A 19,510-nucleotide genomic window follows, 5' to 3' on the forward strand; every position below is an offset into this window, starting at 1 on the left:
GCAATGATAACGCGCACAAATCTTTGCGGACGCAAAAACCTGTCCGGTAAAAAATGGAGAGACCATGGGTAAAACTAAAATGATGCTTCTCGGCGCGCTGCTGGCGACCTCCAGCGTGGCGTTTGCAGCACCGCAGGGCGGCATTGAGAAATACGAGATTCAGGAATTTGTTGCTGACTTCACCAAATTCAAACCGGGCGATACCGTTCCGCCGATGTACCTCACTGAGGAATACAACATCAAGCAGTGGCAGGCGCGTAATTTGCCCGCACCGGATGCCGGCAGCCACTGGACCTATATGGGCGGCAACTATGTGCTGATCACCGATACCGAAGGCAAAATCCTCAAAATTTACGACGGTGAAATTTTCTACCACCGCTGATGACACGCCAATCCATCACCCTACGCCCCTGGCAGGAAAGCGATCGCCCGTTTTTGCGTACGCTCTATCTTCACGCCCGCAAACAGGGCTGGACCTGGCTGAGCGGGCAGGAGTGGCGGCTGGAAGATTTTGACGCCGCCACGCTCAATGAGCAGATCTGGGTCGCGGAGCAGGACGGCCACCGCGTGGGATTTGCCTCGGTGCAGGGGAACAACAATTTCCTGCACAATTTATTTGTCGATCCGGCCTTTCAGGGTAAAGGCGTTGGCAGCGCCCTGCTGGAAAAGGTGCAGTCGGGATTTACCAGCACAGGTGCGCTGAAATGCCTGGTAGAGAATGAAGCGGCGCTGGGGTTTTATCAGCGCCACGGCTGGCAGATAGAGGCGAAAGGCGCGTCGGCGGAGGGGGAGCACTGGTTGTTGCATTATAAGTTGCGGTGATGATTTTACCCCTCACCCCTGCCCTCTCCCCAGGGGAGAGGGAGAAAGGCAACCCACGCTCGATCTGTCCCCTTCCCCAGAGAGAGAGAAAGGCAAGCCGCGCTCGAACTGTCCCCTCTCCCTCAGGGAGAGGGCCAGGGTGAGGGTGAGAATCTCTTTCATTCGAAATAAATTGTGCATTCGCTCACATTGTTATTAAAATGTTTCTGGTCGCAGTTACATTCAGGAGCGCAATGTATGTCCGTTAAAGTTATCGTCACCGACATGGACGGAACTTTCCTTGATGATGCCAAGAAATACGATCGCGATCGTTTCATGGCGCAATTTGAACACCTTAAAGCCCGCAATATCGAGTTCGTGGTCGCCAGTGGTAACCAGTATTACCAGCTCATCTCCTTCTTCCCGGAAATCAAAGATCAGATCTCATTCGTGTCGGAAAACGGCGCGCTGGTGTATGAGCACGGCAAAGAGCTTTTCCACGGCGAACTGACCCGCCATGAATACCAGATCGTGTTGGGTGAGCTGCTGAAAGACCGCGGACTGAATTTCGTTGCCTGCGGGCTGGAGAGCGCCTATCTGAGCGAAAATGCGCCGCCTGCCTTCGTTGAACTGATGTCGCACCACTACCACCGCTTAAAACCGGTGCGCGATTATCACGATATCGACGACAAAATGTTTAAGTTCTCGCTGAACCTGCCGGACAGCGATATCCCGCAATTGATTGACGCGCTCCATGTTTCCCTCGACGGCATCATGAAGCCGGTGACCAGCGGTTTTGGCTTTGTCGATTTAATTATTCCCGGTCTGCATAAAGCCAACGGGATCACCCGCCTTCTGAAGCGCTGGAATATTTCACCGAGTGAATGTGTCACCATCGGAGACAGCGGCAACGACGCTGAAATGCTGCGCATGACCGATTACTCGTTTGCCATGGGTAACGCTGGCGACGCGATCAAATCCATTGCCCGCCACCAGACAGATAACAATAACCGCCAGGGCGCGCTGAACGTGATTCAGGCCGTGCTCGACGGCACCGCCCCCTTCACTGCCTGACCTTTTTCGCCAGTGCGTCCTGCGCTGGCGTCACATCCTCTCCATTCTGTGTACCGCATCAAGTTTTTAAACTTGCATTAACTTTTTTTTAACTTAAATTAGCATGTGTAAGTTAAATTACTTTCGAATGAAAGAAAAGCGAGGTCTTTATGGCTGTTACCTATGCAAGCGAGACGCTGCCTGCCGATCACAAAGCGGCGATCCGCCAGCTCAAGCAGGAATTGCGTGCCCAAATCGGCGATGTACGCACGGTGTTCGATCAGTTGAGCGAGCGTATTGCCGCGCAGGTGGCGGAGATTAACGCGCTCAAAGCCAGCGGCGATCCGGTCTGGCCGGTTATCCCGTTTGAAGATGTGAAAAATGGTCGCATCACAGAGGATCAGCGCGCGGCGGTGAAGCGTCGCGGCTGTGCGGTGATCAAAGGCCATTTCCCGCGCGAGCAGGCGCTGGGCTGGGATCGTTCGATGCTGGCGTATCTCGATCAGAACAACTTTGACGAGGTGTACAAAGGCCCCGGCGACAGTTTCTTCGGCACGCTTGAAGCGTCACGCCCGGAAATTTACCCGATCTACTGGTCGCAGGCGCAAATGCAGGCCCGTCAGAGCAGCGAAATGGCGCAGGTACAGTCTTTCTTAAACCGCTTATGGACGTTCGAGGCCGACGGTAAACAGTGGTTTAACCCGGATGTGAGCGTGATTTATCCGGACCGCATTCGCCGTCGTCCGCCGGGAACCACCTCGAAAGGGCTGGGGGCGCATACCGATTCCGGCGCGCTGGAGCGCTGGCTGCTGCCCGCTTACCAGCGCGTGTTTGCCTCTATTTTTAGCGGCGACACCACCCGCTACGATCCGTGGAATGCCGCCCACCGCACCGACGTGGAGGAGTACACCGTCGATAACACCACCAAATGCTCGGTGTTCCGCACTTTCCAGGGCTGGACCGCGCTGTCGGATATGCTGCCGGGCCAGGGGTTGCTGCACGTGGTGCCGATCCCGGAAGCAATGGCGTACATTCTGCTGCGTCCGCTGCTGGACGATGTGCCGGACGACGAACTCTGTGGCGTCGCACCAGGCCGCGTGCTGCCGGTTTCCGCTCAGTGGCACCCGCTGCTGATTGAGGCGCTGACCAGTATTCCGGCGCTGGAGGCCGGGGATTCGGTGTGGTGGCACTGCGATGTCATTCACTCGGTCGCGCCTGTGACCGATCAGCAGGGCTGGGGCAATGTGATGTACATTCCCGCCGCGCCAATGTGCGAGAAAAATCTGGCCTACGCGAAACGGGTGAAAGAGGCGCTGGAAAAAGGCGCATCGCCGGGCGACTTCCCGCGCGAGGATTACGAAGCGAGCTGGGAGAATCGCTTTACGCTGGCGGATTTAAACGAGCACGGCAAACGCGCGCTCGGCATGATGCCTTAATCGTCATACAGCCCTTCCCGCTCTACGGCGGTGCGCCTTTTGTCCGGGCGTATCCGCCGCACCGATTCCCGTACCGCCAGCCTGCCGTTCAGTAAAATCGTTCCCGTCGGTGCGCCGGGGCGGATCAGCCGTTGCTGCAATAAATGCACCGCCTCTTCGCCCAGTTCATCGCGCGGAACATGCACAGCGGTGAGCGGAATATCCTGAATCGCCGCCAGGTTAAATGCGTCAATGCTCATCACCGATACATCCTGCGGCACCCGCAGACCGCGCTTTTGCAGGGCGTTAACCGCGCCCGCCGCCAGAAAATCACCGCCCACCAGAAACGCCGTCGGCAGCGCTTTTTCCGGCTGGGCGTCGAGCCACTCCCCCACCCGATCTTCCGCTTCGCGGGCGCTGAAACTCTGCACCAGGATCACATCGCGGCTGTCGCTAAAGCGCACGTTGTGCGTACGCCAGGCTTCGCGGATCCCGGCGAGGCGCAGTTCCATGGTATAGCGACGCAGGCACAGCACGTTCACCACGTTGCGGTGGCCCATTTCGAATAAATAGTTGGCGGCAAACTCGCCAATTAACCGGTGATCGGGGGCGATGGCGGGCAGACGCATACGCGCGTCGCGGCAGTTAATCAGCACGCAGGGTTTGGCGAGATCGGCGGCCAGGTCGTGAATATGGCGATCGTCGATACCCAGCAGGATCGCCGCCTGGGTGTCGGGATCGTTCATTTTGGCAATAAAGAGATTGGCGTCGCTGTCGTTTTCCTCCAGCGCGCAGTAGCGCAGGCGCACTTCATGGGGGGCGAGCGCTTTGCTGATGCTCTGGATCACACGGTAATAGAAGATGTCAGACCGCTCATCAAAGGCGCGCTGCGGCGCGAATACCACCAGGCTGTTGAGCAACATGCGCCCCGCCGCCAGGCCGTCCATGACGCCAAGCTCTTTTGCACAGGCCAGCACTTTTGCGCGCGACTGTTCGCTGGTGTTGGCCTTCCCCGCCAGCACGCGGGAAACGGTGCTGGCTGACAGGTTAGTGCGCGCCGCAATTTCGGCGATTTTGAGCTTTTTATCCATTTTGTGATCCATGCCCATTCGTGAAATGAAAGAAATTTCATGACGCAGAAATCATGTTATCTCTGCACTGGAAGCCATTTTTACAAAACAAAGCGTCGATTAATGAGAAAACTTGCACAAATTCAACTTTTTCCTGCCGATTATTTTTCCTACTCTCGTTTGGTCAGACAACTTCCATACTAGTTATCTGACACCTCGGTACATAAAAGCAATAACTTTCAAAAAGATAGCTAAGTTGTGTGACAGATTCAGGATGAACTGTTCACACCCCTACAATCGTTTGGCGGAGAGTGTTATGAGCCAGGACATTAATGATCAAATCGCGATCGGCAGACCGCGCCGCACTATTAAAAATCTGCGCTGGTGGGTGCTGATCCTGTTTTTACTCGGCGTGACGGTGAACTACATCACCCGTAACTCGCTCGGTATTCTGGCCCCGGAATTAAAAGAGAGTCTGGGGATCACCACGGAACAATATTCCTACATCGTTGGCGCGTTCCAGCTCGCCTACACCATTTTCCAGCCGCTGTGTGGCTGGCTGATTGACGTCATTGGCCTGAAGCTCGGCTTTATGATTTGCGCCGGTCTGTGGGCGCTGGCCTGTATTTTACATGCCGGTGCGGGAAGCTGGCTGCAACTGGCGATCCTGCGCTTCTTTATGGGTGGCGCGGAAGCCGCCGCAACACCGGCTAACGCCAAAACGCTGGGCGAATGGTTCCCGAAATCTGAGCGTCCTGTCGCCGCAGGCTGGGCGGGCGTGGGCTTCTCCATCGGTGCGATGCTGGCCCCGCCGATTATCTATTTTGCCCATGCGTCATTTGGCTGGCAGGGCGCGTTTATGTTTACCGGCGCGCTGGCGCTGCTGTGGGTCATTCTGTGGTGGGCGTTTTATCACAACCCTGAAAAACACCCGAACCTGAGCAAAGAAGAACTGGCGCACATTAAACAGGATAACGAGCCGGTCACAGAGAAACTGCCCTTCTTCACCGCGCTGAAAACCGTCTCCAAAAACAAGCGCTTTTACGGCATCGCGATTCCGGCGTTTATGGCGGAACCAGCGTGGGCGGTGATGAGCTTCTGGGTGCCGCTGTATCTGGCGAAAGAGCACGGCATGGATCTCAAGCAAATCGCCATGTTTGCCTGGCTGCCCTTCCTGGCCGCCGATCTGGGCAGTATCGCCAGCGGCTATCTGACCAAAATCTATACCCGCTGGTTTGGCTGCGCGCGCATCAACTCAATCGTCGCCAGTTCAGTGACCGGCGCGTTCCTGATGATTTCGCTGGCGGTCGTCACCGTGACCCGCGATCCCTACATCATCATCGCGCTGATTTCTATCGGCGGCTTCGGGCACCAGATCATCTCCTGCATGCTGAGCGCCCTGGTGGTGGAATCCTTCGAGAAAGGCCAGATGGCCACCGTCAACGGGATGCGCGGCTCCAGCGCGTGGATCGCCAGCTTCCTGTTCTCACTGCTCATCGGCGTTACCGCCGACAAAATCGGCTTCAACCCGCTGTTCCTCGCCATGGGTTTCTTCGACCTGATTGGCGCTTTTTTCCTCGTGATGTTTATTGCTGAACGTCGCGGCAAACGTGCTTAAGAGTGGATGTATAAGCTATGAAAACGTTAAAGAACTGGACGTTACACACGCAGTCTGCCCACCACCTGGAACTGCTGGTCGACGGGCAGCACACCCTGTGTCTGTATGTGCTGGAAGATGCTTTGTTCCGCGTGCTGCTCAAGCGTAAAGGCGAGCTGGCGCTGGACAGAACCTGGAGCATCGCGCCTGCCGAAGATGTACCGTGGGAAGGCCGCGCGCGTGACGATCTGAGCGGCTTTCGCTGCCCGGCCTGGTCGCTCACCCAAACGGATGACGCGCTCAGTGTGGAAACCGACTCCCTGCGCGTGACCGTTCACCAGCCGCTGTGGCTGGAGTGGCACTACCGCGACGAGGCGGGCGAATGGCAGTGGCTGGCAGGCGATCGTCCCACCAGCGCCTACCTGCTCAACGCCCACGGTGACGGCGTGGCGCACTATCTGCGTCGGCAGAAAAACGAGCGTTACTATGGCCTTGGCGAGAAAGCCGGGGATTTACAGCGCAACGGCAAACGCTATGAGATGCGCAATCTGGACGCGATGGGCTATAACGCGGTCAGCACCGATCCGCTGTACAAACATATTCCGTTCACCATTACCCGCCGCGAAGACGTCAGCTACGGGCTGTTTTACGACAACCTGAGCAGTTGCTGGCTGGATCTGGGCAATGAAATCGACAACTACCACACCGCCTATCGCCGCTGGCAGGCCGAAGCGGGCGACATCGATTACTACATGTTCACCGGCAAGCGGGTGCTGGATGTAACCAAAGCCTTTGTGCGCCTGACCGGGAAAACCCTGTTCGGGCCGAAATGGAGCCTCGGCTACAGCGGTTCGACCATGCATTACACCGACGCACCGGACGCGCAGAATCAGCTGATGAACTTTATCCGCCTGTGCGCGGAGCACGCCATTCCGTGCGATTCGTTCCAGCTCTCCTCCGGCTATACCTCGATCAATAACAAGCGCTACGTTTTCAACTGGAATCACGAAAAGGTGCCGCAGCCGAAGGTGATGTCAAAAGCTTTTGCCGACGCGGGCATTAAACTTGCCGCCAACATCAAGCCGTGCCTGTTGCAGGATCATCCGCGCTATCAGGAAGTGGCGCAAAAGGCGCTGTTTATCCGCGATTCAGAAAGCGACGCGCCAGAACGTTCCAGCTTCTGGGATGATGAAGGTTCGCATCTCGATTTCACCAATCCGCAGACCGTGGCCTGGTGGCAGGAGGGGGTAACCACGCAACTGCTGGAGATGGGCATCGGCTCGACCTGGAACGATAACAACGAGTATGAAGTGTGGGACGGCGAAGCGCGCTGCCACGGCTTTGGGCGTGAGATTGCCATCAAACATATTCGCCCGGTGATGCCGCTGTTGATGATGCGCGCATCCGCAGAAGCACAGCAACGTTTTGCGCCGGATAAACGTCCGTATCTGATCTCCCGCTCCGGCTGCGCCGGGATGCAGCGCTACGTGCAGACCTGGAGCGGCGATAACCGCACCAACTGGGACACGCTGCGCTACAACACCCGCATGGGCGTGGGCATGAGCCTGTCCGGGCTGTTTAACGTCGGGCATGATGTCGGCGGTTTTTCCGGCGATAAACCGGATGCCGAGCTGTTTATCCGCTGGGTGCAGAACGGGGTGATGCACCCGCGCTTTACGATCCACTCGTGGAATGACGATCACACTGTTAACGAGCCATGGATGTATCCGGCAGTGACGCCTGCGATCCGCAGCGCTATTGAACTGCGCTATCGCCTGCTGCCCTATTTCTACACCCTCCTGTGGCAGGCCCATGCCGACGATGAGCCGATGCTGCGCCCGACGTTCCTCGATCACGAGCACGACGAGCAGACGTTTGCCGAATGCGACGATTTCATGCTGGGCCGCGATTTGCTGGTGGCCAGCGTGGTCGAACCCGGCCAGCGCGAGCGCCGCGTGTGGCTGCCGGATAACGAAACCGGCTGGTATGATTTTTACACCAGCGTCTGGCACAGCGGCGGTCAGTGGATCACTCTCGACGCGCCGCTGGAAACCCTGCCGCTGCTGGTGCGCGCCGGTGCAGCCCTGCCGTTAAGCGAGCGCATCACGCATGTGCTGGCAAGCGAAGATACGAGCCGCGAACTGAAATTGTTCCCGGTGAAAGGCGTGGGTAAAAGCCAGGGGATGCTGTTTGAAGATGACGGCGAATCCTGGGGATATAAAGAAGGTAATGCGCTGTGGCTGAACTGGGAGATGGTGTGCGATGCGACGAGCGTGTCGGTGAACATTACCACGACGGGTGATTATCGTCCGGCATGGCAGGCGCTGAAGGTGTCGTTACCGGCGGGGGAACGGCGTGAGCTGCGGGTAAATGGTAAGGCGGTGGATCAGTGGGTGGTGGGGGAGTAATCCCCTCACCACTCGCCCCTCACCCCGACCCTCTCCCACGGGGAGAGGGAGAAAGGCGGGTCCGTGCTCGGGCTGTCCCCTCTCCCTCAAAGAGAGGGAGAAAGGCGGGTTCGCACTCGGGCTGTCCCCTCTCCCTCAGGGAGAGGGTTAGGGTGAGGGTGCCCCCTGACACTAAACCTTAATCAATCCCTTTACTGCGCAGGTAATCTTCGTAGTTACCGCTGAAGTCCACCACGCGTTCCGGCGTGATTTCAATCACGCGGGTTGCCAGCGAACTCACAAACTCACGGTCGTGAGAAACGAAAATCAGGGTGCCCTGATACATTTCCAGCGCCATGTTCAGCGACTCGATCGATTCCATATCCAGGTGGTTGGTTGGTTCGTCCATCACCAGAATATTCGGGCGTTCCATCATCAGCTTGCCGAACAGCATGCGGCCTTTTTCACCACCGGAGAGCACTTTGGCGGGCTTTTTGATGTCGTCCTGGCTAAACAGCAGACGGCCCAGAATGCTGCGCACCGCCTGCTCGTCGTCGCCTTCGCGCTTCCACTGGCTCATCCAGTTGAAGACGGTTAAATCATTTTCGAACTCGTACTCATGATCCTGCGCGTAATAGCCAATCTGTGCGTTTTCAGACCATTTCACCGTACCGTTGTCCGGTTGCAGATCGCCTACCAGCGTTTTTAACAGGGTGGATTTACCCACGCCGTTGGTGCCGAGGATGGCGATTTTCTCACCCACTTCCAGCAGCAGGTTAACGCCTTTAAACAGCGGACCGTTATCGAAGCCTTTGGTGAGTTGCTCCACTTCCAGCGCGTTACGGAACAGTTTCTTATCCTGCTCGAAGCGGATAAACGGGTTCTGACGGCTGGAGGCTTTGACTTCATCCAGTTTGATTTTATCAATCTGACGGGCGCGCGAGGTCGCCTGACGGGATTTGGAGGCGTTGGCGCTAAAGCGGCTGACGAAGGATTGCAGGTCGGCAATCTGCGCTTTTTTCTTGGCGTTGTCGGCCAGCAGACGTTCACGCGCCTGGGTCGCCGCCGTCATGTACTCGTCGTAGTTGCCCGCGTAAACGCGCAGTTCGCCGTAGTCCAGATCAGCCATGTGGGTGCAGACCATGTTCAGGAAGTGACGGTCGTGCGAGATGATGATCATGGTGCTGTTGCGCTCGTTGAGCACGGTTTCCAGCCAGCGAATGGTGTCGATGTCGAGGTTGTTCGTCGGTTCATCGAGCAGCAGGATGTCAGGATTCGCGAACAGCGCCTGCGCCAGCAGCACACGCAGCTTCCAGCCGGGGGCCACTTCGCTCATCGGGCCGTAATGCTGCTCCAGCGGAATACCCACGCCCAGCAGCAGTTCACCGGCGCGGGACTCCGCGGAATAGCCATCCATCTCGCCGTACAGGACTTCCAGATCGGCCACTTTATAGCCGTCTTCTTCGCTCATTTCCGCGAGGGAATAGATGCGGTCGCGCTCCTGTTTCACTTCCCACAGTTCTGCGTGGCCCATAATCACGGTGTCGAGGACGCTGAACTCTTCGAAGGCGAACTGATCCTGACGCAGCTTACCGATGCGCTCGTTGGGATCGAGGGAGACGTTGCCCAGCGTCGGGTCTAAATCGCCGCCGAGGATTTTCATAAAGGTGGATTTGCCGCTACCGTTCGCGCCAATCAGGCCGTAACGGTTGCCGCCGCCAAATTTGACGGAAATGTTTTCAAACAGCGGCTTACTGCCAAACTGCATGGTGACGTTACTGGTAACTAACACGGGGTTATCCTAAAAGTGTGTGACAAACCGTGCATTATGCCACAATTCCGAAATGAAATCGCGTCGGGTAATGAAAGACTACACTTGGCGGGAAGTGAAAAAAATGTGATTTCGTACACATCTGAATTCCATGCGGGGGGGATTGCACCTATAATGCGCACCCATCCTTATTAAGATTTCTTAACTAACCGGCCTGTGGCAAAGACACTTCGCACAACATGACTATGAAATTAAAAACACTTTTAGCGGCGGCTTTCGCTGTAGTTGGATTTTGCAATACCGCCTTCGCTGTGACTTATCCTCTGCCTACCGATGGCAGCCGTCTGATCGGCCAGAACCAGGTCATCACGATCCCTGAAGGCAACACCCAGCCGCTGGAGTACTTTGCCGCTGAGTATCAGATGGGTCTTTCTAACCTGCTGGAAGCTAACCCGGGTGTGGATACCTACCTGCCTAAAGGCGGTAGCGTTCTGAACATTCCTCAACAGCTGATCCTGCCGGACACAGTGCATGAAGGCATCGTGATCAACAGCGCAGAAATGCGTCTGTATTACTACCCGAAAGGCACTAACACTGTGATCGTGCTGCCAATCGGTATTGGCCAGCTGGGTAAAGATACGCCGATCAACTGGACGACCAAAGTTGAACGTAAAAAAGCGGGCCCGACCTGGACCCCGACGGCGAAAATGCACGCGGAATACATCGCGGCAGGCAATCCGCTGCCAGCCGTTGTTCCGGCAGGCCCGGATAACCCGATGGGTCTGTACGCGCTGTACATTGGCCGTCTGTACGCTATCCACGGCACCAACGCTAACTTCGGTATCGGCCTGCGCGTGAGCCACGGCTGTGTGCGTCTGCGTAACGACGACATCAAATTCCTGTTCCAGAATGTGCCGGTTGGCACCCGCGTGCAGTTTATTGATGAGCCGGTAAAAGCCACCACCGAGCCAGATGGCAGCCGTTATGTGGAAGTTCACAACCCGCTGTCTACCACCGAAGCGCAGTTTACTGGCGGCGAAATCGTGCCGATTAAACTGACCCAGGCTGTGCAGACCGTGACGAACGAAGCCGATGTGGAACAGGTGATTGTCGAGCAGGCGATCCAGAACCGCTCCGGGATGCCGGTACGTCTGAACTAAGATCAGCGTGCGGGAGACAGAAAAGCGATGGGAGACCATCGCTTTTTTTTCGTCTTTGTTTTGGGGACACCCTCACCCCGGCCCTCTCCCTGAGGGAGAGGGAGAAAGGCGAGTACGGGCGCGATCTGTCCCCTCTCCCATGGGGAGAGGGTCAGGGTGAGGGGAAATTAAAACTCGTAGCGCGCGCCGAGGTTATAACGCCGTCCTTCCAGCACCGACGCCTGATTGTACGACGTCACATGACGCGGGTTCGCATCGAACAGGTTATAGACCCCGCCCATCAGAGTAATGCTTTTGTTCAGATGGTAGCGTGCGCCCAGATCGACCAGCGTATAGGCTTCCGTTGAAGTGGCATTGCCCAGATTCGGCGTGTTGCTGCGCCAGCTTGCTTTCGTCCACAGTTCCAGATCGTTGGCCGCATTCCAGGTCAGCGAAAGGTTAGCCATGCTGGTCGGGTACTCATTCAGCGCATAGCCTTTGTTCAACCCGCTTTTCTGCTCGCTGTGGGTATAGGTGTAGTTAGCGTTGGCTTTGAGCGCATCGCTCACCTGCCAGTCACCGTTCAGCTCCAGACCGTAAATTTCAGCGTCGCTGACGTTGAAATACTGGAAGACGGTATCGGCGAGATAACCGTTGTACTGGCACTGTTGCGTCGCCGTAGAGGTACAAATGGTGTAGTCGCTGATTTTGTCTTTAAATTTGGTATAGAAAAGCGTGGCATCCGCCACCAGCGCGTCCTGCTGCCAGTAAACGCCCAGCTCGGTGTTGACGCTCTGTTCCGGTTTCAGATCATCGTTACCGATGCCAATCTCAGAATAGGGATAGGCACCGTACACGCTGGTGAAGCCTGAATTATTCTCACGCAGATCCGGCTTTTTATACCCGGCGGAGACGCCGCCTTTCAGCGCCCAGCTTTCGTCAATGGTCCAGTTACCGTAGAGTTTTGGCGTCACGTGATAGCCAAAGTAGCTGTCGTGATCCAGACGGGCTGAGGTGGTGAGCGTGAAGTCCGGCACGATCATCCACGCATCTTCCGCAAACAGCGCCCAGCCATCGCGATCAATTTTGCTGACAGGCGTTACGCCCGGCGCAATTTTGTCTTCAATACCAAAGGTGTCATCCAGCTCATTACGGGTGAAGTTCGCCCCCAGCGTCAGTTTGTGATCGCCAAGGGTAAAGGTGTTCGCGCTGTTGGCTTCAAAATTACGCTGTTCAATAAACTGCGACGACCTGCCGGGTACCCGATATTCGGTCTTCGCTTTTTCATAACTGACGAAATTCTTCACTTCCACCAGATCGTCGCCGTACCAGGCGTGCTGTGAAAGGGATGCCGCATCACGGTCAAAACCCCAGTACCACTGTTTGTCGTTATGGGTTTTCTCCTGGTGCCCTCGTGACGCATTCAGTTCCCAAAGCTGAGTATCGATGGGGGACATCGAAACGGTGGCATCAAAGTTTCCAGCCTGATGTTTAACAAAACGCTCGTCATTCACGCTGTCGTCATCACGGCGATCAAGGTAATCCGCCCCCACGCTAACCCCGAGTTTGCCGGGGATAATCGGCCCCATCAAAAAAGCGTTGGTCTGGTTGGTGTTTCCGTACTCGCTCTTTTCCTGAAGGAAGTAATTGTCCTCCAGCACGCCCGTCCACTCATCGAGATTAAAGGCTTTTTTGGTGATGACGTTGACCACGCCACCGATGGAGTCAGACCCGTAAAGCGAGGACATCGGCCCACGAATGACTTCGACTCTCTCGATAGCAGCTAGCGGCGGCATAAAGTTCGCTTCCGCACCGATGTGGTGACCGTAAGGGCGGGATTCGCGCGTACCCTGTTTGATGCCGTTTACCATGTAGGCGGTGTAGGTTGACCCCATGCCGCGCATCTGCACATCGCCCGAGGCCAGGCTGCCGTTACCGCTGCCGGTCAGTACGCCGGGCATTTCACGCAGTGCTTCGGTGACGTTCTGGTTGGAACGGGTATTCAACCCCTTTTCGTCGACCACAGAGATGGTCGCCGGGGCTTCGCGTCGTTCCTGACTAAAACCGGTGGCGGTCACCACCATCTCATCTTCATTTTTGAGTTCGTTGTCTGCGGCGTAAACGGCGGCAGTAAGCGGGCTGAGGGCAAGCGCAATGGCCACGGCGATGCGTGTTTGGGTAATCACAGAGTTGTCCTTAAAGTTTGGTTAAATCAATTTTGAGCACGTAGTCAGCGCCGCCGCTTTTTTCGTCCTGCTTGACGCTGGCATAAAGCGTGCTGGCATCGGGTGAGAGCACCAGACTGTTGGGCATCGCCGTGGTTTTGATGGTGTGTTTGAGCGCGTAGCTTTTCGCGTCGATCACGCTGATCAACTGGTCATTGCGATGGGTAACGTAGATTTCATCGCGTGCGGCGTTATAGAGCACCGCGACGGAGTTTGGCGTCGGGATGCGGTGGATGAGTTTGCCGGAATCCAGTTCGACCACCAGCACATCGCGGGTGTTGGTATCGGCGATGTAGCCTGTTCCGGCGGCGGCGTTCAGCGCGATATTCAGGAAATAATGTTCAGGATCAGCGGGATCGACTTTTACGCGGGAGAGCAGTTTTGAGGTTTTGCCATCCAGCGTAATCAACTCGCCCAGTCCGCTGACGACATAAACCTTATCGCCCGATGTATCCACCGCGAAGCCAACCGGCTCCAGTTTGGTTAGGGTATCCGCCAGTTGTTGCTTCTGCGTATCAACGACCCACAGCAAGCCCTTGCCCTTGCCTGCCATCCCGGAAACGTAGAGACGGTGATGTTTTTTATCCAGCACCACTTCACGAACGTGCACGGTCTTCTTCGGATCGGCGTCGTGACTGAGTTGAATAGTTTTAATGACGCTGTTGGTGCGGGTATCGAGCAGCGTAATGGAGCCTTCCATTGCATTGCCCAGATACAAAATATGATTTTCCTGATCCAGAGAAACCGCGAAAGTGCGGCGTTCCGTTTTGATGCGTTTGTTAATCTGCAAAGAGTCAGCGGCCAACTGAAAGACCAGGCCGTCTGTTTTGTCCTGATCAAAAGAGGGAGCCGATGCCGCATACAGCGCTTTCTGGCTGCCATCGTAAGCCAGTTCGTAAACGCCGTGACCCAACGGCTGCGACAGAAAATCCTTTTCCGTAAATTCTTTTGCCGACAGAGAGAATGAATGAAGTGCAAATGCCATTGCCAGCGCGCGCAGCGCTGCTTTCGTTGTTGTTGATGTAAGCATGTCATTTTTCTTTACAGTATTTTACGTGAAGAAAAATGATAATCATAATTAATCTCATTTGCAACAAAACGTAAACAACACCGCGCCGGGTGTCCGGTTGGTCTGCAAATATAAGGGAATAAAAAGAAAAAGCCGGACAGAGATCCGGCTATTGTGTTACCCGTTATTGACCATAATGACGCCGCCGTGATCGTAGCGGTAATGGCAATGGGCGTATTCCAGTGGCGTGCCGTCTTCCAGATAAATCACCTGCTCCACTTCCAGCACCGGATCGGTGTCGTCGCAGCTCAGATATTGTTTATCTTCGGCATTCGGTTTTAACGCCCGCACCACGCGGTAAGAGCCCATCAATTTGAGCGCCAGCGTCTCCTGCACGTAGCGAAATACCGAACTTTGCAGATGGCTTTTGTTCAGCCCCGGCACCAGGCTCACCGGCATCAGGGTAAATTCCAGCGACACCGGTTCACCGTTAAGTTTGCGCAGCCGCACGATGTCATACACCGGCGCATCTGCGTCGATCAGCAGCGACGCCTGCTCTTTTTCGCCGGGAAAGCGCAGTTCGAAACGAATAATATCGCTGGTCACCGTGCCGACGTTTTCCCAGGTTTTGGTCGCGCCAAAATAGTCGCTGCCGGGCAAATCCCACTGTGAAAGCTGTAAAAAGTTTTTGCGGATAAAAGTGCCCTGCCCCTGGCGGGTGTACACCAGCCCTTCGACAATCAACTGGCGCATCGCCTGCTGAATAGTCATCCGGCTGGTGTTAAATTCCGCCGCCAGAGCAAACTGATCGGGCAATGGATCGCTGGCTGAATAGTGCTGGCTCATGATCCGCTGTTTAATTTCGCGCGCGATAGATATGTACTTCGCCGACATTGCCCTTCCTTTTTATTATCAGGCTATCTCACTGTTTTTTAAGGCCACTCTCTCGGCTATCTTGAGGAAAGGCAGGTAGAAGAATACACCAAAGACGATGATTATCAACTGAACCACGACTGCCCGCCAGTCGCCCGCCGTGGCCAGCCAGGCGCTTAAAACCGGCGGTGTGGTCCAGGGGATCATCACTACGCAGCGCGACATCAAACCCAGCGTGGTACACGCCCAGGCAAAGAAAATACCGATGGCGGGCAGCAGCACGAAGGGGATCATCAACGGCAGGTTAAACACAATCGGCAGACCGAAAATCACCGGCTCATTGATGTTAAACAGCCCCGGCGAAATCGACAGCCGCGCTACTTGTTTCGCTGACTGCTGGCGTGAGAACAGGAAAATGGCAATCAACAGCGAAATGGTGCTGCCGGTACCGCCGATCATGCCGAAGGTCGGCACAAAAATGTTGTTAATGATATGCGGGATCGGCTGCCCGTTGGCAAAGGCGATCATGTTCTCGTTAGTGTTAATAAGCAGGAACGGCTCCAGCACCACGCTGTTCACCACCGACTGATGGATCCCCAGCGTAAACAGGAAGTTGCCAAAGCTGTAGATAAAAATCGTCCCTGGCAGACTGGTGTTGATGAGTCGCAGCGGCTGCTGGATAAGCGTAGTGATTAAATGGATCAGATCGGTATTGAGCACGTTTGCCAGCAGCGCGGCGATAACCGCAAAGGTGGAAAGCGTCAAAATAGTCGGCAGCAGCGCCGAGAACGATTTACTGACCGCAGGCGGCACGTTTTCGCCGAGTGAAATGTCGAGCTTTTTAATACCTGCGATGCGGATAAACAGCTCGGTGGAAAGCAGGCCGATAATCACCCCGGCAAAAATTCCGGTCGATCCAATATTGGCAAAAGAGAGCACCTGCCCCACGGTCACGCTGGTCTGGCCCCCGACGGGGACCAGATCGAGACGCATCGGCATCATGATAATGAAGCTGGAAAGTGCGATGATCACTGCCGACACCGGATTATCGAAATTTTTGTTGCGCGCCAGCGACCAGCCGATCATCGGCGCAATCAGCAGCGCCGCGATGTTCAGCGTGCCGTTGATGATCACATCGCCCCAGACCTTAAAGCGCACCAGCGTGTCGCCGTCGAGTACCCACGGGAAAACCACGTTGTTCACCAGCACCGCCAGCCCCGCAAGAATAAAAATGGGCATCACGGCGGCAAAGGCGTCACGTAGCGAGCGCAGGTGCACCTGGTTGGCAATACGCGCGGAAATTTCAACAAACCGATCGACAAACGACTGCATCGTCGGTGTTATTTTTGTCTCACTCATCGCAGAAACCTTCCTTCAGTCAGTCAGCAGAACGGTCCGGCAGGGGATCACATCTCGTTGCCGTTGCTTTTTATGGTGCGTCTGAACCAGGCGTAGCTCTTTTTCGGCACCCGTTTAAGGTCTTTCAAATCGTGGTTTTCGCGGTTCACATACACCACGCCGTAGCGTTTACGCATATCGCCCTGCGAACTGAGAATGTCGATAAGCCCCCAGCCGAGGTAACCGATCACCTCCGCGCCATCTTCAAAGATGGCGTCTTTCATCGCCTGTAAATGCTCGCGGTGATAGACAATGCGGTATTCGTCGTCGATGGGGTTAACGCCATCCCAGGACTCGATCACCCCGATGCCGTTTTCAATCGGGAAAACCGGTAGCCGCCAGTCGTTGTAGTAGCGGGTGATGATGGTGCGAAAACCGAGCGGATCGATCTGCCAGTTCCATTCGGTTGCTTCAAGGAACGGGTTATCTTTCTCGCCGTGCAGCAGGTAATAGTTGACCGGCGCATCGGCGGGAATGGCGTCGCTGTCGAGGGTTTTACTGGCATAGTAGCTAAACGCCATAAAATCGTTTTTCATGCGGGCAATGGCCGCCAGATCGTCATCAAGGAAGATATCCTGGAAGCCTTCGCGCGCGACCACCGCCATCACCGCCGGGCTGTAGCCCTGCCCGGCATAAACGCGCAGCAGATTTTGGTTGAGGAATTCGTCGTACTGCTGGGCGTAGAAGATATCGCGCGGTTTGCAGGTCGCCGGGTAAATCAACTGGTGCGCCAGCATACCGCCCATTTGCTGGCCCGGTTTGGTTTCGTGCAGGTAATGGGTGAGCAGGACGTGGCACATCATGACGTGGTGGGAAATCTGGTACAGCTCACGCAGCGTTTTATCGCCTTTCAGATACCCCGCCACTTTGAACGCTTCCGGCATGTGGTAGATATTTTGTTCGTTGAAGGTCAGCCAGTACTTCACCCGGTCGCCAAAGCAGTCGATCATTTTTTTGCCGTAGCGGACAAACGCCTCCATAACGTGGCGATCGGTAAAGCCGTTGTATTTTTCGGCCAGCGCCAGCGGCATATCGAAGTGGTACAGGCAGATCATCGGCTCGATGCCGCGCTCAATCAGGCCATTGATAAAGCGGTCGTAAAAAGCGATGCCTTCTTCGTTGAACTCACCGTCACCCTGCGGGCAGACGCGGCTCCATGCGATCTGGAAGCGGTAGCAGTTCATGCCCAAATCCTGCATGTAATCAAAATCTTCTTCATAACGGTGGTAGGAGTCAGTCGCCACTTTCCAGTCAGAGGCAAATTCGCTGGCTTCCCGAATGTCATACACCGACGGGCCTTTACCCCCTTCGTTCCACGCCCCTTCGGTCTGCATGCTGGATACCGAATTACCCCATAAGAAATTGTCAGGCAGTTTGTTGGTCATCGCGCTTTCTCCGTTTCCATCAATATGACTAGTCATTAAATATTTCATGACTAGTCATATAGTCGATGCGGATAAGGCAGGCAAAATAAAGGCGGTGATTTTGTGAGCGTTCTCGAAAAGATTGGGGGAAGGAAATAAAAAAAGCGACGGGGATCCCATCGCTTTTGGGGGGATCTTTTGGACCCTCACCCCGGCCCTCTCCCTCAGGGAGAGGGAGGTTTTGTCCCCTCTCCCTAAGGGAGAGGGCCGGGGTGAGGGTGAAGGTCAAACATTACAGCCCCTGCAACTTCACCTGGTTCGCCCGGTACTCGCCCTGGCGCTCCAGCATCCAGCCGGGGTATTCGCGGGGCAAGGCGCTCACGGCATTGAGCTGTTTCAGCTCCTCGTCGCTCAGGCGGATCTCCGTCGCGGCGATGTTATCCGCAAGCTGTTCCGCCCGCTTCGCCCCGACGATCACGCTGCTCACGACCGGCTGATGCAGCAGCCACGCCAGCGCGATCTGCGCCACCGACACGCCTTTGCTGTCGGCGATATTGCGCATCACATCCACGCAGTCGAACGCGCGCTCTTTTTCCACCGGCGGGAAGTCGAATTCCAGCCGGCGACCGCCCGCTTCGCCCTGCCCGTCACGGCTATATTTCCCGCTCAGCAGGCCGCCCGCCAGCGGACTCCAGACCATCAGGCCCACGCCTTCGCTTTGCAGCATCGGCACCAGCTCGCGCTCCAGATCGCGCCCGGCGATGGTGTAATACGCCTGTAGCGAGGCAAATCGCGCCAGCCCCAGGCGCTCGGAGATCCCCAGCGCTTTCATGATCTGCCACGCCGCCCAGTTGGAGACGCCGATATAGCGCACATGCCCATGCTGCACCAGATTGTCCAGCGCGTACAACGTCTCTTCAATCGGCGTCGCCGGATCGAAACCGTGCAACTGATAGAGGTCGATATGATCCAGTTGCAGGCGCGTTAAGCTCTCTTTCACGCTGTTGATAATGTGATAGCGCGAACTGCCGCGCGAGTTCACCCCCGCGGTACCGGTTTCGCCAAATACTTTGGTGGCAACCACCACATTCTCGCGAGGAATTTTCAGGTTCTTCAGCGCCTGGCCGGTGATCTCCTCCGAACGCCCTTCCGAATACACGTTCGCGGTATCAATAAAATTGATACCCGCATCCAGCGCGTTACCGACCAGTTGCTCCGCGTCTGACTGGCGGAGCTGACCGATTTTCCCCCACATCCCGCCTTCGCCGCCAAAAGTCATGGTGCCGAGGCATAATTCAGAAACAAACAGTCCGGTATTGCCGAGTTTTTTGTATCGCATGGAACGCTCCTTAAAAGGATGATGCCGTGAATGTTCTGTAGTTATACCCGCCCGGACGGTTTGGCGAAT

15 protein-coding genes are annotated in these 19,510 nt (G+C 55.8%); 7 read left to right on the forward strand and 8 right to left on the reverse strand.

All coding sequences use genetic code 11. The annotated features are described in order from the left end of the window. The first annotated feature begins 64 nt into the window (after nt 1-64). The 4 genes from BM373_RS05920 to BM373_RS05935 all read left to right on the forward strand — a co-directional run bounded on the left by BM373_RS05920 (nt 65) and on the right by BM373_RS05935 (nt 3,290). Nucleotides 65-382, forward strand: a complete 318-nt coding sequence (locus BM373_RS05920) for an RcnB family protein (RefSeq protein ID WP_090460464.1) — start codon at nt 65-67, stop codon at nt 380-382. Further along, the gene (locus BM373_RS05925; RefSeq protein WP_256214577.1) at nt 382-822 is read left to right on the forward strand and encodes a GNAT family N-acetyltransferase; all 441 of its coding nucleotides are present in this window, start codon (nt 382-384) and stop codon (nt 820-822) included. The genes BM373_RS05920 and BM373_RS05925 overlap by 1 nt, the downstream gene beginning before the upstream one ends. 237 nt (nt 823-1,059) lie before the next feature. Further along, nucleotides 1,060-1,875: a Cof-type HAD-IIB family hydrolase gene (locus BM373_RS05930; RefSeq protein WP_090460466.1), complete on the forward strand. Its 816-nt coding sequence runs from the start codon at nt 1,060-1,062 to the stop codon at nt 1,873-1,875. A 149-nt stretch (nt 1,876-2,024) separates the two neighbouring features. Beyond that, nucleotides 2,025-3,290 (forward strand): DUF1479 domain-containing protein, encoded by a 1,266-nt coding sequence (locus BM373_RS05935; RefSeq protein ID WP_090460468.1) that lies wholly within the window; start codon nt 2,025-2,027, stop codon nt 3,288-3,290. On the opposite strand, the gene BM373_RS05940 is transcribed toward BM373_RS05935, so the two are convergent. Continuing rightward, nucleotides 3,287-4,360: a LacI family DNA-binding transcriptional regulator gene (locus BM373_RS05940; RefSeq protein ID WP_256214578.1), complete on the reverse strand. Its 1,074-nt coding sequence runs from the start codon at nt 4,358-4,360 to the stop codon at nt 3,287-3,289. The two genes, BM373_RS05935 and BM373_RS05940, sit on opposite strands and share 4 nt — an antisense overlap. A 295-nt stretch (nt 4,361-4,655) precedes the next feature. Between BM373_RS05940 and BM373_RS05945 the strand changes: the two genes are divergently transcribed. Then, nucleotides 4,656-5,957, forward strand: coding sequence for an MFS transporter (locus tag BM373_RS05945; RefSeq protein ID WP_090460472.1), 1,302 nt, complete (start codon nt 4,656-4,658; stop codon nt 5,955-5,957). 17 nt (nt 5,958-5,974) lie between these two features. Further along, nucleotides 5,975-8,344 carry a glycoside hydrolase family 31 protein gene (locus tag BM373_RS05950; RefSeq protein ID WP_090460474.1) on the forward strand — a complete coding sequence of 790 codons (2,370 nt, stop codon included), beginning with the start codon at nt 5,975-5,977 and terminating at the stop codon, nt 8,342-8,344. Nucleotides 8,345-8,522: 178 nt separating this feature from the next. Here the strand turns inward: BM373_RS05950 and BM373_RS05955 are convergent, their stop codons facing one another. After that, on the reverse strand, nt 8,523-10,115 hold the full coding sequence (locus BM373_RS05955; RefSeq protein WP_090460476.1) for an ABC-F family ATPase: 1,593 nt from the start codon (nt 10,113-10,115) through the stop codon (nt 8,523-8,525). A 218-nt stretch (nt 10,116-10,333) separates the two neighbouring features. Between BM373_RS05955 and ldtB the strand changes: the two genes are divergently transcribed. Further along, nucleotides 10,334-11,254: a L,D-transpeptidase gene (gene ldtB, locus BM373_RS05960; RefSeq protein WP_090460478.1), complete on the forward strand. Its 921-nt coding sequence runs from the start codon at nt 10,334-10,336 to the stop codon at nt 11,252-11,254. A 167-nt stretch (nt 11,255-11,421) separates the two neighbouring features. On the opposite strand, the gene BM373_RS05965 is transcribed toward ldtB, so the two are convergent. The 6 genes from BM373_RS05965 to BM373_RS05990 form a co-directional block, all read right to left on the reverse strand. Then, the gene (locus BM373_RS05965; protein WP_090460480.1) at nt 11,422-13,419 is read right to left on the reverse strand and encodes a TonB-dependent receptor domain-containing protein; all 1,998 of its coding nucleotides are present in this window, start codon (nt 13,417-13,419) and stop codon (nt 11,422-11,424) included. Between the two features lie 10 nt (nt 13,420-13,429). Then, the gene (locus tag BM373_RS05970) at nt 13,430-14,488 is read right to left on the reverse strand and encodes a 7-bladed beta-propeller protein YncE (protein WP_090460481.1); all 1,059 of its coding nucleotides are present in this window, start codon (nt 14,486-14,488) and stop codon (nt 13,430-13,432) included. Nucleotides 14,489-14,644: 156 nt separating this feature from the next. Continuing rightward, complete coding sequence (locus tag BM373_RS05975) at nt 14,645-15,361, reverse strand: GntR family transcriptional regulator (protein WP_090460483.1); 717 nt, start codon at nt 15,359-15,361, stop codon at nt 14,645-14,647. 18 nt (nt 15,362-15,379) lie between these two features. Further along, nucleotides 15,380-16,699: a PTS sugar transporter subunit IIC gene (locus BM373_RS05980; protein ID WP_090460485.1), complete on the reverse strand. Its 1,320-nt coding sequence runs from the start codon at nt 16,697-16,699 to the stop codon at nt 15,380-15,382. A gap of 47 nt (nt 16,700-16,746) precedes the next feature. Then, the gene (locus tag BM373_RS05985) at nt 16,747-18,123 is read right to left on the reverse strand and encodes a glycoside hydrolase family 1 protein (RefSeq protein ID WP_090460487.1); all 1,377 of its coding nucleotides are present in this window, start codon (nt 18,121-18,123) and stop codon (nt 16,747-16,749) included. Between the two features lie 271 nt (nt 18,124-18,394). Then, nucleotides 18,395-19,441, reverse strand: coding sequence for an aldo/keto reductase (locus BM373_RS05990; RefSeq protein ID WP_090460489.1), 1,047 nt, complete (start codon nt 19,439-19,441; stop codon nt 18,395-18,397). Nucleotides 19,442-19,510: the final 69 nt, after the last annotated feature.

Source organism: Enterobacter sp. kpr-6, assembly GCF_900116015.1.
Classification (GTDB): domain Bacteria; phylum Pseudomonadota; class Gammaproteobacteria; order Enterobacterales; family Enterobacteriaceae; genus Enterobacter_D.